Annotated in this window: 12 protein-coding genes; 9 read left to right on the forward strand and 3 right to left on the reverse strand. The window is 41.7% G+C overall.

Features of this window, described 5'->3' with window-relative positions:
- The first annotated feature begins 19 nt into the window (after window positions 1-19).
- From prfC to RMY00_RS20940, 5 genes are all read left to right on the forward strand, one after another.
- Window positions 20-1,648, forward strand: coding sequence for a peptide chain release factor 3 (gene prfC / locus RMY00_RS20920; protein ID WP_322649372.1), 1,629 nt, complete (start codon window positions 20-22; stop codon window positions 1,646-1,648).
- 204 nt (window positions 1,649-1,852) lie between these two features.
- Window positions 1,853-4,138 carry a M48 family metalloprotease gene (locus RMY00_RS20925; protein WP_322649373.1) on the forward strand — a complete coding sequence of 762 codons (2,286 nt, stop codon included), beginning with the start codon at window positions 1,853-1,855 and terminating at the stop codon, window positions 4,136-4,138.
- A 661-nt stretch (window positions 4,139-4,799) separates the two neighbouring features.
- Window positions 4,800-5,306, forward strand: coding sequence for an RNA-binding protein (locus tag RMY00_RS20930; RefSeq protein ID WP_322649374.1), 507 nt, complete (start codon window positions 4,800-4,802; stop codon window positions 5,304-5,306).
- Window positions 5,307-5,710: 404 nt separating this feature from the next.
- A complete protein-coding gene (locus RMY00_RS20935) occupies window positions 5,711-6,151 on the forward strand; it encodes a SufE family protein (RefSeq protein ID WP_109011258.1) in 441 nt (146 codons plus the stop codon).
- An 88-nt stretch (window positions 6,152-6,239) separates the two neighbouring features.
- Complete coding sequence (locus tag RMY00_RS20940) at window positions 6,240-7,148, forward strand: alpha/beta hydrolase (protein ID WP_322649375.1); 909 nt, start codon at window positions 6,240-6,242, stop codon at window positions 7,146-7,148.
- 83 nt (window positions 7,149-7,231) lie between these two features.
- Here the strand turns inward: RMY00_RS20940 and RMY00_RS20945 are convergent, their stop codons facing one another.
- Window positions 7,232-7,546: a hypothetical protein gene (locus RMY00_RS20945; RefSeq protein ID WP_322649376.1), complete on the reverse strand. Its 315-nt coding sequence runs from the start codon at window positions 7,544-7,546 to the stop codon at window positions 7,232-7,234.
- Between the two features lie 301 nt (window positions 7,547-7,847).
- Here RMY00_RS20945 and RMY00_RS20950 point away from each other — a divergent pair, with 301 nt between their 5' ends.
- From RMY00_RS20950 to RMY00_RS20965, 4 genes are all read left to right on the forward strand, one after another.
- Entirely contained in the window at window positions 7,848-8,819 is a 972-nt protein-coding gene (locus RMY00_RS20950; RefSeq protein ID WP_322649377.1) for a GTP-binding protein, read from the forward strand.
- Window positions 8,820-8,899: 80 nt separating this feature from the next.
- Window positions 8,900-9,961 (forward strand): hypothetical protein, encoded by a 1,062-nt coding sequence (locus RMY00_RS20955; RefSeq protein ID WP_322649378.1) that lies wholly within the window; start codon window positions 8,900-8,902, stop codon window positions 9,959-9,961.
- A 79-nt stretch (window positions 9,962-10,040) separates the two neighbouring features.
- Window positions 10,041-10,313: a hypothetical protein gene (locus RMY00_RS20960; RefSeq protein ID WP_322649379.1), complete on the forward strand. Its 273-nt coding sequence runs from the start codon at window positions 10,041-10,043 to the stop codon at window positions 10,311-10,313.
- Between the two features lie 340 nt (window positions 10,314-10,653).
- Window positions 10,654-12,255 (forward strand): NAD(P)H-quinone oxidoreductase subunit N, encoded by a 1,602-nt coding sequence (locus RMY00_RS20965; RefSeq protein WP_322649380.1) that lies wholly within the window; start codon window positions 10,654-10,656, stop codon window positions 12,253-12,255.
- 206 nt (window positions 12,256-12,461) lie between these two features.
- On the opposite strand, the gene RMY00_RS20970 is transcribed toward RMY00_RS20965, so the two are convergent.
- Window positions 12,462-13,844, reverse strand: coding sequence for an ATP-binding protein (locus RMY00_RS20970; RefSeq protein WP_322649381.1), 1,383 nt, complete (start codon window positions 13,842-13,844; stop codon window positions 12,462-12,464).
- An 83-nt stretch (window positions 13,845-13,927) separates the two neighbouring features.
- On the reverse strand, window positions 13,928-14,470 hold the full coding sequence (locus RMY00_RS20975) for a methanogen output domain 1-containing protein (RefSeq protein WP_322649382.1): 543 nt from the start codon (window positions 14,468-14,470) through the stop codon (window positions 13,928-13,930).
- Between the last annotated feature and the right edge of the window lie 219 nt (window positions 14,471-14,689).

Raw genomic sequence — 14,689 nt, forward strand, 5'->3', positions numbered from 1 at the left:
CTAACAAACAAATACACTTATGTCTACTGAACTTCAGTCTGAACTTATTCAAGCAGTTGAACTTCGCCGCAACTTTGCAATTATTTCTCACCCTGATGCGGGTAAAACTACACTAACAGAAAAGCTGCTCCTATACGGAGGTGCAATTCACGAAGCTGGGGCGGTTAAGGCGCGACGGGCACAGCGCAAAGCGACCTCTGATTGGATGGCGATGGAACAACAACGGGGTATTTCTATTACTTCCACTGTGTTGCAATTTGAATACCAGGACTGTCAGATAAATTTATTAGACACTCCCGGACACCAAGACTTCAGTGAAGATACTTATCGCACCCTTGCGGCCGCCGATAATGCAGTGATGTTGATTGATGCAGCAAAAGGTCTGGAACCCCAAACCCGCAAATTGTTTGAAGTATGTAAGTTGCGGGGTATCCCAATTTTTACATTTATCAACAAGCTCGATCGCCCAGGAAGAGAACCTCTGGAACTTTTGGATGAAATTGAGCAAGAATTGGGATTGCAAACCTATGCGGTCAACTGGCCGATTGGGATGGGCGATCGCTTTAAAGGGGTTTTTGATCGGCACAAGCAACAAATTCACCTGTTTGAACGCAGCGCCCACGGCAGCCGAGAAGCCCGTGATACGATTGTGGAATTAGGCGATCCGAGAATAGAAGAACAGCTAGAACAAAGCTTGTACTACCAACTAAAAAATGATTTGGAACTGTTAGATGGAGTTGGGCCAGAGTTGGATTTGCAGCTGATACACCTCGGCAAAATGACGCCTGTGTTCTTTGGTAGCGCCATGACTAACTTTGGTGTAGAGTTATTCCTAAAGTATTTCCTCGACTATGCCCTCAAACCCGGTTCTCACTACAGTAGTGTTGGCGAAGTTCCCCCTACATATCCAGAATTTTCGGGTTTTGTCTTCAAGCTGCAAGCGAATATGGATCCAAAACACCGCGATCGCGTCGCATTTATCCGGGTTTGCACTGGTAAGTTTGAAAAAGATATGATGGTGAATCACGCCCGTATTGGTAAACCCATCCGTCTGTCTCGCCCGCAAAAACTCTTTGCTCAAGAGCGAGAATCGATTGATGTGGCTTATCCTGGCGATGTGATCGGTTTGAATAATCCTGGTGTTTTTGCGATCGGAGATACAATTTACACGGGACAAAAGCTCGAATATGAAGGGATTCCGTATTTTTCGCCAGAACTGTTTGCATCTTTGAGGAATCCCAACCCCTCGAAGTCTAAACAATTCCAAAAAGGCGTTGCGGAATTGCGAGAAGAAGGTGCTGTGCAAATTATGTATTCAACTGATGAAGCCAAGCGCGATCCAATTTTAGCGGCGGTAGGTCAGTTGCAATTCGAGGTAGTGCAGTTTCGCTTACAAAACGAGTATGGTGTAGAAACCATATTAGAGTTATTGCCCTACAGTGTCGCCCGTTGGGTTGAGGGTGGTTGGGAAGCATTAGAAAAAGTGGGACGAATATTCAATACCACTACAGTTAAAGACAGTATGGGACGACCAGTGTTGCTATTCCGCAACGAATGGAATTGTCAACAATTACTGGGCGACCATCCAGAGTTAAAATTAAGCGCGATCGCTCCAGTTTTTTCTAGTCAACAACCAGTGGAGGAATGAAGAAGAATACAGAATACAGAATTCTGAATTCAGAATTAGTCCTACAAAATAGCTAACTGAATTCTGACTCCTGACTCCTGGATTCAATCTTTATCATTCACTTGACAGGCAAAACTTGGGCGCGGTTGATTTCCACGGCATCCGAGGTTCGCGCTTTTGCACAAACGTGGATCACTTAGAAGAGATTGGAGTGCCAGAATTTGTATGCCTTCACATGCCAAACCGTCTTTGGAGGCTGGTTTAGTTGCCCTCAAGCAGGGAAATTACCAAACAGCGATCGCTCAACTAGAACCTATTGCTAGCAGCCAAAGTAATGGTACTGCTAGCTTACAAGCCCAGGTTGGTTTAGTGATGGCTTATGCACGGATTGGAGAAGCCTCCAAAGCGATCGCTATTTCTCAGAATCTCATTGAGAGTAACAATCCGCAAGTTCAAGAGTGGGCAACACGCGCTCTCGAACACCTAACAAAACGCCAAAAACGCGACCAAGAATCAAAAAATGTCGAAACTGGATTTGTTGCTTTAGATAATTCAACTCCAAATTCAACGCCAGATTCAGCCCCAGTTACTCCCCCGGAAACTCCGACATTAGAGGAACCAAAAGACCAAGTAATAGAAACTAAGAGCAACGACACCCCGTCAATGGTGCCACTAGCTAAACTCAAAGCTACAGTCGCGACACCATTGCCAGCAGCAGGAGGATCTGTACCCTTAAGCGGCTTTATGGGTTCTGTTACCCGCACCCAAGCTAAATTATTCGGCGTTATTTATTGGCGGCAAGCACAACGCGCTAGAGCATGGCAACCCCTACGCAAACCGAAATTAATTCCTTTGCGGCTGTTGACAGCAGGAACGTTCATCGCTCTGTTTTGGGTGATGCGAGAAATGCTCAAGTTCGTAATGGGATTTATCAACCAGACTTTAGTCAAACTCCCTTATCTGGAGCCGTTGCAGCTTTTATACCGCGACCCTACTAAATTGCTGCTAATAGTATTGGTGATTTTGATCGGAGTATCACCTTGGTTGCTGGATCTGCTACTAACTAAATTGTATGGTCAGCGAGAATTTTCTAAAGATGTATTGAATGCCCATAGCCGCGAAGCTGTTCGGGTGCTACAACGTTGTTGCCAACAGAGGCACTGGCCGTTACCCAAACTGCGGATTTTACCAATGGCTGCACCAATTATCCTGACTTATGGTAGTTTACCACGTAATGCCAGGATTGTTGTAAGTCAGGGGTTATTAGAACAACTAGCTGATGATGAAATCGCCATTATCTACGCTACACAGCTAGGGCATATTGCTCACTGGGATTTTGCTGTGATGTCTTTGTTGCTGCTGGTGACACTACCAATTCATCGGCTATATCAGCAAGTATCGAATTGGGGAGACAAAATATCAGGGAAGATTTGGCGATCGCCGATGGCAATTCTGGCTAGTATTGTTTATGGAGTTTGGTGTTTGCTGACTGGGACTGCATTATGGTTGTCGCGGTTGCGGCTTTATTATAGCGATCGCGTCGCCTCTGAAATTACTGGTAATCCCAATGCTCTGATTCGCGCTTTACTCAAAATCGCCATTGGCATTGCCGCTGATATCCAAAAAGAGGAAGAAACCAGTTGGCAACTAGAAAGCTTAAATCTCCTGACACCAGTCAGCCATCAACAGAGCCTTTCTTTGGGCACTATTGCCAGTAATTTATCTTTTGAATCCTTTTTGAAGTGGGATATTGCTAATCCCTATCGCCGATGGTTTACTATTAATAATAGTCATCCCTTGATGGGCGATCGCATCGAACGCCTCTGCCAAATAGCCCGTCACTGGCATCTAGACACTGAACTACATTTTGCTAACGAACCATCAAAAGTTAAGCGTCAGTCTTTCTTATTACAAATTGCTCCCTGGTTGGGAATTCCTTTAGGGGTTCTGTTTGCAGCTTTCTTCTACCTAGCCTGGCAATTAGTATTCGCACTCAAGTTGTTTTTAAATTTAAAGTGGGGATACGATGCTTCGTCTTTAATTACAGGCTCCCTTCTAATTGGCTTTAGCATCGGTACACTGATACGGATTAATTCTTTCTTCCCCGATATTAAGCCTGCCACTGTGCAAACTGACGATTATCTACCCAACCTGTTAGCTGACCCTTCTGCCTTACCAATTGATAGTATCAGCGTGTGTCTTGTAGGTAAATTATTAGGTCGTCAAGGCACTAGCAACTCCTTAGCGCAAGATTTAATCTTTCAATCGAGCGCAGGTTTAGTGAAATTACACCATGTTTCTTGGTTAGGACAGCGAGTTAATCACCAGGATTTAATTGGTAGGCAAATTATCGTCACAGGTTGGTTCCGCCGAGGAGCAACACCTTGGATCGATATCCAAACCCTAGAAACTCAAAGTGGTAAAACCATTCATAGCCCTCATCCCATTTGGTCTACTTTTTTAGCAGTTGCAGCACAGGCTTGGGGCGCATACATTTTTCTCACTAGTTAGTTATTGGGCATTGGGCATTAGTCATTAATCATTTGTCATTAGTCATTAGCAAAGGACAAAGGCCAAATTGGAATGTAAACAAAAGTTGCAGGTTTTCTTGAAAAATGTTACATTTATTTACACAAGCGATAGTAAGCGACATAACTCAGCACTACAGCTTATTTGTGGATTCGGATGTTTTTCCCCCGCTCCATACCTTTTATCTTTCCAACACAGCAGTAAATTAACCAGCCAGTGGCTGGTTTTTGTTTCAAAATATGCTCCCTTGAATAAAAAAATGTGTTTTATGTTACGATGCAGTAATACTAATGTCAGAAATGTATGCGCTAAACTAGCTACGTAGAAAATACCGTGGTAATGTTAGGAATGGTATTTGATTCTGCGAAAAAAGGCATGGAAGAAAGCGTGTACTTTAGCAGGCAATAGGCTATTAAATTTATAATTCTTAGAATTAAGGTGTTATTAGCTCACCATAGTGTGAGCCTTTAGATTAAACAAGCTTGATCCCGACGAAAAACTGTATTGTTGTATAGGTTGACAGTTTCGAGCAAAAAATTGGTTGATGGCAGTCTTGGTCAATAGCATCTATTTAATTAAAAGCCAAAGCCAAATGATTGTTTTCTTGCCTTGCCATGTTCATTTAACTCTGGAGGTATAGTTCATGTCCATTCGCCTATATATAGGTAATTTGCCTAAAGAAGAAATAGATCGTCAGGATCTGCAAGCAGTTTTTGCAGCAGAAGGTGATGCTGTAACTACTAAATTAATTAAAGACCGTAAAACTGGCAAATGCCGTGGTTTCGGTTTTCTTACAGTCAACAACGACGATCAAGCTGACGAAATTATTGAAAAATATAATGGTCAGATGTTTAAAGACACTCCGATTAAGCTAGAGAAGGCATTACCTCGGACAAAAGGTGATGAGGGCGAGGAGCAAGCTCCAAAACCAGTTACTGCTGCTAGTAGTACTCCCACTCCTAGCCCTAATAGAGAAGGTAGCCGCCGCGAGAAAAGCTCTAAGAAGCCTCGTCGTGGCTCAGGTGGCGGCGGCGGTTCTCGTGAAAACAGCACCACAACCACCGATTCAGACGCTATTCGTCCAGATCCTCGTTGGGCTTCGGAATTAGAAAAGTTGAAGCAGATGCTAGCTGCACAAACTACCAATTAATCCTTAAGGGAGAAAAATTAAAAATTAAAAATCAGAATTTTTTTTGATTTTTAATTTTTAATTATTTATTGATAGGTTTGATGCGTTACGCTGTCGCTAACACATCCTACGTATATTTTCAGAAATCAAACCGGATTCATACAGTAAGCTTATAGTGATACAACAGTAACTTCCATAGAATTACTGTTAGAACTTGTTTATAAAAAAAATTAAGTTTTTGTGATTAGGCAAATTAAAAAAACTGACTGAAAATGAATGCGATGCCTACGGGGGGCTGCGCCTACGCAGTAATTGTCTAGATTTGATAGGTTATAGCTAGTTGATATGCCAAGGTGAACGGTCGGCGCGATTGCTCTAAAGATAATCTACACTCAAAGTGATACCGATCATTTGCAGCTTCTGTTATGTCCTCAACTCTAGATTCTTTGCCACCTGCGCTCGCTAAAATTGTCCAGCGCTTTCAACGCGCTTCCGAACCGAAGCGACGCTACGAACAGCTAATCTGGTATGCTCAGAAGCTCAATGAGTTCCCAGAAGCTGATAAATTACCTGAAAATAAAGTTCCTGGTTGCGTGTCTCAAGTTTATATCACCGCAGCCTTGGATGACGGTAAGGTTGTGTTTCAGGGCGATTCCGATTCTCAGTTAACCAAAGGATTAGTAGGGCTTCTGGTTGAAGGATTACATGGATTAACGCCAAGTGAGATTGTCCAGCTTACTCCAGATTTTATTCAAGAAACAGGTTTAAACGTTAGCCTGACACCTTCCCGTGCTAATGGATTTTACAATATTTTTAAAACCATGCAAAAAAAAGCATTGGAATGTAAGTTAGATTTGCCTAGCTAAACTTGGTCATTTGTCATTGGTCATTAGCAAAAGACTACTGACAAAAAACAACTGACAAATAAGGTTACAACTACCAAAATTTAGTCTAATGTCAACAAATTTATTATCTACCTCTGCTGCTACTGGCTTTGGTGGAGTAGTTCAAGAATATCTCTGGAATTGGGAAAATCAGCAATTACGCGTTGTTTATGAAACCCTCGGTAAAGGTTCACCGTTATTGCTGCTACCATCTTTCAGCAGTGTTTCAACGCGTTTGGAAGTAGGCGAACTTGCCAAGTTACTAGCTGCCAATTTTCAAGTTATAGCAATAGACTGGCCTGGATTTGGTGAATCTTCTCGCCCTAGTTTGAATTATCGACCGGAAATATATCAGCAATTTCTGGAAGATTTTGTCAAAGCTATTTTTAATACTCCCATTACTGTGGTGGCGGCTGGTCATGCTGCTAGCTACGTTTTACAATTAGCTGTCAAAAAACCTGATACTTTCTCACGAATTGTGTTGTTAGCTCCTACTTGGCGTGGGCCTTTGCCGACAATGGGGGCCAGTCAACAGATAGCTGGCTTTGTGAGAGAATTGGTGCGATCGCCTATACTTGGTCAAGCTCTCTACAAACTCAACACTACCCCATCCTTCTTAAGTTTGATGTATCGCCGTCATGTCTTTACTGACGCGGCTAAAATTACACCCAGTTTCATTGAGAAGAAGTGGCACACGACTCAACAACCAGGAGCGCGATTTGCTTCTGCTGCCTTTGTAACTGGTAATCTCGATGCTGTACACGAACAGTCTGATTTTCTGAAACTTGTGCAGTCTTTAACCGTACCGCTTATGGTAGTAATTGGGGAATCCAGCCCGCCCAAATCACGAGAAGAAATGAACGCTTTGATAGCCTTACCAGGAGTGAGAAGCGTTGTTATTCCTGGTTCTTTGGGACTGCATGAAGAATACCCAGCAGTTGTTTTAGAAGCAGTTCAAGATTTTTTGTTATCCCGATAAAATTCAATCCTCATACCAAGACGCAAAGAATCATTTTGCGCCTTGGTGCGAGATTAAAATTAGTTTAAGCTACTGCTGCTTCCCTACCTTGGCCGGGTTTTAGAAAACAAGCGGGAATCTTTTTCTTTTTTGAGGAAATTAAGAGAGCGGCGCAAACGTTTTTTTCCTTCTGCAAATCCAAATAAATTTGCATACTCAGACTTGGGATTTTCTGCAATATTTAAAGCCGTTTCTAAGTAAGATATGGCGAGATCCACTTCTTGATTAAATAGCTTATTTGTGTTACATTGGCAGCTTTCAGCGATGCGTCCCAAAGCTTCTTCTGCATTATAGCTAAACTCCGGTTTCTTCAAAGCTTCAATAAGCACCGGGACGGCTGTTGCTGCTTTTTCTCCCATGCTTCTCCATCAAAGTATATTTTTATGTGATGACTATCATAGATTTTCTCATATTGTCAAGCTACTAACCTGCAACTTACGGTAGAGTGGACTAGCTTAGATGCAATATTCCTATCAAGCTATGCCAACTTATAAATATTTATTACTTATTACAGATGCACAAAAATAAAGTGCTTCTTGATTAAATTATGTGATTATTTTGCTGAAACTCAAAATAACAGCAAGTTCGCACAAAAATATAAAAAGATTTATCATGGGCGATAATGATTATCCATAAGGTGAGACAAGAGGAATTTAGAGTATGGTGGCTGACGTAATCAACAATTCAGTTCCCGTTACTGTTCTTACAGGCTATTTGGGAGCAGGTAAAACGACTCTACTCAATCACATCCTCACCTACGAACACGGCAAAAAAGTTGCTGTGATTGTTAATGAATTTGGGGAAGTGGGTATTGATAATCAATTGATTATCGATGCAGATGAAGAAATATTTGAAATGAACAATGGCTGTATCTGTTGTACAGTACGCGGCGATTTAATTCGCATCATTGGCAATTTGATGAAGCGGCGCGATAAATTTGACCATTTAGTAATTGAAACAACTGGATTAGCCGATCCTGCACCAGTAATCCAGACGTTTTTTGTTGATGAAGATTTGCAAAGCCAACTGTCTTTAGATGCGGTGGTGACAGTTGTCGATGCCAAGCATATTTGGCAGCACTGGGATGCAGACGAAGCACAAGAACAGATTGCTTTTGCCGATGTAATTTTACTTAATAAAACAGATTTGGTAGCGCCAGAAGAGTTGAATGAATTGGAAAAACGGATTCGGGCGATGAATGCGATCGCAAAAATCTACCGTACCCAAAATTCTGAACTCGGAATGGATGCTTTATTAGGTGTAAAAGCCTTTGATTTAGAACGTGCATTAGAAATTGATCCAGATTTCTTAGGCGAAGATGCCCACGTACACGATGAAACTGTTTATTCTGTGGCTTTAGTAGAAGCAGGTGCAGTCGATGGAGAAAAATTAAACACTTGGCTTTCAGAATTACTGCGTACTCAAGGCCCCGATATTTTTCGGATGAAAGGCATTTTAAATATTGCTGGAGAAGATAATCGATTTGTATTCCAAGGAGTACACATGATATTTGATGGCAAACCCGATCGCCCCTGGAAACCAAGCGAAACCCCCAAAAACGAACTAGTATTCATCGGCCGCAACCTTGATGCAGCCCAACTCAAGCAAGATTTTCTCGCCTGTTTAGCTTAAATAGGGAGTGGGGAGTAGGGAGTAGGGAATTTACCATTCTCCATCCCCTATTCCCCATTCCCCACTCCCCCTTTACAAATATGAACTCCACAACCAGTAAATCTAAGGAATTTGAACAACACTATTCGGGGACACTTTCAGATTATGTAACTGCGATCGCTTGGTCGCCACTAGGAAAAACTTTAGCAGCAACTTCTGCCGCCGGGGAAGTAGTTCTGTGGAATGATGGCGAACTCACAACTTTACAAACTGGTAACGGTAAATCAGTAGATTGTCTCGCTTTTTCGCCAGATGGAAAATTTTTAGCCATTGGTGGACAAGATGGACAGGTGAAAATTTGGTACGACACTGAATTAATCGCCACATTGTCAAATGCCCCTGCATGGGTTGACAAGTTAGCTTGGAATTACACTAGTAACCAACTAGCTTTTAGTTTGGGGCGTTACGTTCAAGTTTGGGATGCAGATACTCGTGAAATTGTTGTAACGCTGAATTTCGACAACTCTTCAGTATTGGGTATAGATTGGCGCATTGACGGACAATACTTAGCGATTAGTGGTTACAAAGGAGTCAAGATTTGGCATAGTCAAAACTGGGATGAAGAACCATACAACCTAGATATGACTACTGTTAGTTTAGCTATGGCTTGGTCGCCCGATGGTAAATTCCTCGCTTCTGGCAACATGGATCGTAGTGTCACCGTTTTAGAATGGAACAATCCCGACCCTTGGGTAATGCGTGGCTTCCCTGGTAAAATTCGCCAATTGGCATGGTCAGAAGCTATGACGAAAGTGGGTGCGCCAATATTGGCATCTTCTAGCGTTGAAGGTATTGTGGTTTGGGAAAAGCTAGAGGATGATTCGTTAGGCTGGGAAGCACGAGTATTAACTAATCATGTGGGCGTGATCAATGCGATCGCCTTTGCACCTAAAAGCTTCCTTCTCGCTTCTGCTGCTGCTGATGGCTGGTTGTGTTTGTGGAACAAAGCTAAGGAAGTATCCCAAATTATCACAGGTGTCTCAGCAGGTTTTTCCACCCTCGCTTGGCATCCCCAAGGTAACTTACTGGCCGCAGGCGGTGAACAGGGCGAATTACTTGTATGGTCAAAGGTTTTGCGGGGTCAAGGATTCGGGCGTAGTTAAGCAATACTCAGTAACTAAAGTTGAACATGATCAAGTTATTAGCTATGCTATATCAGCAAAGGTCTCTTTGTGTAAATTTATGAACATAGTCAAACTGATTTTACTTGCCTGTCCCGCATTTTTGGTATCCATGCTGCTGGTAGTCAATCCAGCACACGCATCCAGCCTGAAATCTCCTTATGCTACCCAAATTATGACGGTAGTATCTACACAACAAATTCCTGATCTGGCAATACCACACTTGATTCAAACATCTAATCCGATTGTGGATCAACTTGGTTGCAATTGTGCCAACTGTGTTCAGTCTAAATTTCAGTTGCTACAAGGCAAGCTACCATCAGTAGGTTTTTAATAAACTTAGGAATTATGAATATTGTAGGGGCACAGCATTGCTGTGCCCTTATTAACTTTATGAGCTTTTTGTCCGTGGCGATCGCCCACAGCACACACTTGTTGCGGCATGATTATTTATGATATTCGCTAAAGGTTACGCCTGAAAAACGAAGTAGGGAAATTGTTAGGTGAATTCCTAAGTACGGAGAAAGCTGTTGGTAAGTTAGTAAAGTTGGTGCAATCGCCATCTGCACCCAAGCTGTTAAGCTCTTGTTAAAAGAGCTAGTCTGGGGATTAGAAAACTTGCTAGAGTGAACAGAGTTAGCCTTAATGTCTAATCCCCAAAACCTATACATCTCATGGATTTTGCTAATATTGCATCCCAGCTAAACGCTGGAACTATTTTGCCAGAGGGGATTGTTATTCTCACCCTCTTGGGGGTTTTGATTGTTGATTTGATTTTGGGGCGTACATCTGGACGCTGGATTGGATATCTAGCGATCGCAGGTTTATTTGCCTCGATTATCGCCCTATATTTTCAATGGGATTCTCCTAATCCCATTGGTTTTACTGGTAGCTTTAACAGTGATGACCTGAGTATCGTCTTTCGCGGTATTATTGCCTTGTCTGCGATCGCCACTATACTGATGTCAGTTCGCTACGTTGAACAGAGCGGCACTGCTTTAGGAGAATTTCTCGCTATTTTGCTGAGTGCTACTTTGGGGGGGATGTTTTTATCCGGGGCTAGTGAGTTGGTGATGATTTTCATCTCCTTAGAAACCCTGAGTATTTCCTCTTATCTGTTGACAGGTTATACCAAGCGCGACCCACGCTCTAATGAAGCGGCGCTGAAATACTTGTTAATTGGCGCTTCCAGCACAGCAGTATTTTTGTACGGTGTATCACTCCTGTATGGACTATCTGGAGGACAAACTGAACTAAGTGCGATCGCTAATGGCATTGCCACAGCTAAAGTCGGTCAATCTTTAGGTTTAGTGATTGCGTTGGTTTTTGCGATCGCAGGTATTGGCTTCAAAATCTCCGCAGCACCCTTCCACCAGTGGACACCAGACGTTTACGAAGGCGCTCCCACCCCAGTCATCGCCTTTTTATCTGTCGGTTCCAAAGCAGCTGGGTTTGCCCTAGCCATCCGCTTGTTGACAACAGCCTTCCCCCTTGTTGCTGAAGAGTGGAGGTTTGTCTTCACTGCTCTAGCCGTTCTGAGTATGATCTTGGGTAACGTAGTTGCCCTAGCCCAAACCAGTATGAAACGGATGCTAGCTTATTCATCTATTGCCCAAGCTGGGTTTGTGATGATTGGCTTAATTGCTGGTACACAAGCAGGCTATGCCAGTATGATATTCTACCTACTGGTTTACTTGTTCATGAACCTGTGCGGCTTTACCTGCATCATCCTGTTCTCACTGCGGACGGGAACTGACCAGATTGCTGAGTACTCTGGTTTATATCAGAAAGACCCACTCTTAACACTGGGGTTGAGTGTATCACTGCTTTCCTTGGGTGGTATTCCGCCATTGGCTGGGTTTTTCGGTAAGATTTACTTATTCTGGGCTGGTTGGCAAGCAGGTCTTTATTGGTTAGTCTTGCTGGGCTTAGTTACCACCGTCGTCTCTATCTACTACTACATTCGTGTAGTTAAGATGATGGTAGTTAAAGAACCCCATGAAATGTCCGATTCGGTGAAGAATTATCCACAAGTGCGTTGGGATTTGCCTGGACTAAGACCTTTGCAGGTCGGGTTGGTGGTAACATTAATTGCCACATCTATAGCAGGGATTTTGTCAAATCCATTGTTTACATTGGCGAATAATTCCATCTCCAATACCCCAATTTTGCAAGCAACAATCAACACTAATGTAAAAGCAGAAAATTCCCTGCTTTTACCAAAGTTAGATTCGGTTAGTCAGTCTCAACCCTCAGTTGATACCACTAAGATTTAACCGAGTCTCAACCAAACTTTTTACGTAAAGAAACGCCTGTCTGCTCAGTAGCAGACAGGCGTTTCTGATATCTTTTAACACAAATTCATACAGAATTGTTATTAGGTTGAGTTGAGTAACGAAACCCAACATTTTTGGTGCTAATAACTGATAATTATATTAATTTTTCGTAAAACTATTAAATTAGTAATTAAATTTTATGAGACTTAGTAAATAGGTATCTTAATTACAAACTCTGAACCTTCTCCTGGAGCAGAAAAACAGCTAATTTGTCCCTTATGTGTTTCAACTATAATCTGATAGCTTATAAATAGTCCTAATCCAGTACCTTTGCCCACAGCTTTAGTGGTAAAAAACGGATCAAAAAGCTTTGAGTGAACTTCTTGATTTATTCCCAAACCATTATCAGCAATACTAACAGTTATCCATTTTTCATCGATTAACTCAGTTTTAATTTCAATTTGGGGATTATTCTTTATAAGTGTTTGATTGTAAGTAGTTTTTGGATTGACTTTTGACCACTGATCATTGACCACCAAAGCCTCGAGCGCATCGATGGCATTAACAATAATATTCATAAATACCTGATTAAGTTGACCAGGGTAGCAAGTGACATTCGGTAATTGACTATATTTTTTGATGACTTTGATTTCTGGATATTCATGCCTAGATTGCAGCCGATGCTCCAAAATCATTAAAGTATTATCAATACCTTCATGGATATTAACTTGCTTAAGTTCTGCTTCATCCAGTCTGGAAAAGTTGCGTAGAGATTGAACAATTTCCTGAATACGCTCTGTTCCTACTTTCATTGACTGGAAGAGTTTACTTATATCTTGAATCAGAAAATCTAAGTCTATTTCTTCTACATATTTTTGGATTTCTAGAGGAGTATTTGAACAAAAACGTTGATAAATTTGCACCAACTTTAGTAGATCCTGACTATATTTCTGGGCGTAGTGAAGGTTTCCATGAATAAAACTGACGGGATTATTAATTTCATGGGCAATACCAGCGACCATCTGTCCTAAACTAGACATTTTCTCAGCTTGGATAAGCTGAGTTTGGGTAAGTTGTAATTTATTTAGTGTTTCTTGTAAAGCAGTTGTACGTTCCTCAACCCGAATTTCTAGCTCTTGATTTGCTTTCAAGAGTGCTTCCTCTGCCTGTTTACGTTTCTGAACTTCTTTTGCTAACTCATCAATTTTTTCGTTCAGGAGGACAAAATTACTGCTAGCTAAAGTTCTATTTTCCAAGCGTAAGAGAATTAAAGCTAAAGATTCAGGTGACCAAGGTTGAATAACTGCTCCTTGACTACGACATATTAACGTTTGTCCATCATTCTTTCGTAAAGTCAAGGAGCCAATAACCATTGCCCTGCTACTTGAACAAGCTTGCAGGTATCTTATAACATCATTAGCAGACTCAGCTACAAGTTCAAAGAGGGTTTTTCCACGCAGTTCTTGACGCCGTAACCCTAGCATATCTGCTACTGGTTGATTGGTAGCTAACACCTGACCATCACTACTCACTAAAAGTAAAGGTTCTGGTAAAACTCTAGCAAGTTCAAGAAATTGTTCAGGAGTCATGGGCTTCCAATTTCACCGTTCGGCTCTACTTTACATATCTGCGCTCAAGCTTATATCTTGAGGCTAGTTTAGTGGTGAAGGGTTTACACAGATTCTAGTCCTTTAAAGTATTCTCGACCTTCTGCATCTTCTGCCTCTTCTGTAAGTTTTAAGTAAATAATAACTCTACATCCAGAAGCACCCTGCGCTATGGTTTCTTGCAATTCTACTTTCGCATATCCCAGATTATTAGCTGCGATCGTTCCAAAAACGTTTGAAGTCATCATACACATGGCAGGGCGATTAATCACTTTTTCGGCAAATGGGCAGATGCGGTTGCCAAAGATAATTTTTTCATCATCCTGCTCAATGACATAAAAATCACCCTGGATTCGTTTTTTTAAATCAACCAAGACATCAGCTAGCTGCTGACGCGAAAGATTTGAGACTTCTAAGGCAGATTTGTAATCTTGGTTTAGCTGCCTAGCCATCCTTTCACCAACTACACTAATAAATCCAGAAGCTTCTTCTAAGCCAACTACGTCCTGTAAAGTACCAGATAATTCTCTGATTAATGTACGTAGAAATATATCGCGTTCTAAAGAAACATTAAGTGTAGCCATTGAGCCGTTAAGTACATTGGTCATAAATTTTGAAGACACAATTTTGGAAGTACAGTTCTAGAGTTCCCCAAAATACATCTAAAATAACTGCTTAATTTCCTTTGTCAAAGAATTTCATGCTTGCTTTTATCCGCTTGCTCACAATCAGGGTCAAAGTTTGCTATTTTTCATATATGAGTTTTGCCGCAAACTGTAATTAATTACGAATTATAAATCAAAAATCATTTGGTAACTATGAACTGC

It is taken from the genome of Nostoc sp. ChiVER01, assembly GCF_034531155.1.
Classification (GTDB): Bacteria; Cyanobacteriota; Cyanobacteriia; order Cyanobacteriales; family Nostocaceae; genus Nostoc.

Coding starts and splice junctions, on each gene's coding strand:
- prfC (WP_322649372.1), top strand. CDS start 20: ATGTCTACTGAACTTCAGTCTGAACTTATTCAAGCAGTTGAACTTCGC.
- RMY00_RS20925 (WP_322649373.1), top strand. CDS start 1,853: ATGCCTTCACATGCCAAACCGTCTTTGGAGGCTGGTTTAGTTGCCCTC.
- RMY00_RS20930 (WP_322649374.1), top strand. CDS start 4,800: ATGTCCATTCGCCTATATATAGGTAATTTGCCTAAAGAAGAAATAGAT.
- RMY00_RS20935 (WP_109011258.1), top strand. CDS start 5,711: ATGTCCTCAACTCTAGATTCTTTGCCACCTGCGCTCGCTAAAATTGTC.
- RMY00_RS20940 (WP_322649375.1), top strand. CDS start 6,240: ATGTCAACAAATTTATTATCTACCTCTGCTGCTACTGGCTTTGGTGGA.
- RMY00_RS20945 (WP_322649376.1), bottom strand. CDS start 7,546: ATGGGAGAAAAAGCAGCAACAGCCGTCCCGGTGCTTATTGAAGCTTTG.
- RMY00_RS20950 (WP_322649377.1), top strand. CDS start 7,848: ATGGTGGCTGACGTAATCAACAATTCAGTTCCCGTTACTGTTCTTACA.
- RMY00_RS20955 (WP_322649378.1), top strand. CDS start 8,900: ATGAACTCCACAACCAGTAAATCTAAGGAATTTGAACAACACTATTCG.
- RMY00_RS20960 (WP_322649379.1), top strand. CDS start 10,041: ATGAACATAGTCAAACTGATTTTACTTGCCTGTCCCGCATTTTTGGTA.
- RMY00_RS20965 (WP_322649380.1), top strand. CDS start 10,654: ATGGATTTTGCTAATATTGCATCCCAGCTAAACGCTGGAACTATTTTG.
- RMY00_RS20970 (WP_322649381.1), bottom strand. CDS start 13,844: ATGACTCCTGAACAATTTCTTGAACTTGCTAGAGTTTTACCAGAACCT.
- RMY00_RS20975 (WP_322649382.1), bottom strand. CDS start 14,470: ATGACCAATGTACTTAACGGCTCAATGGCTACACTTAATGTTTCTTTA.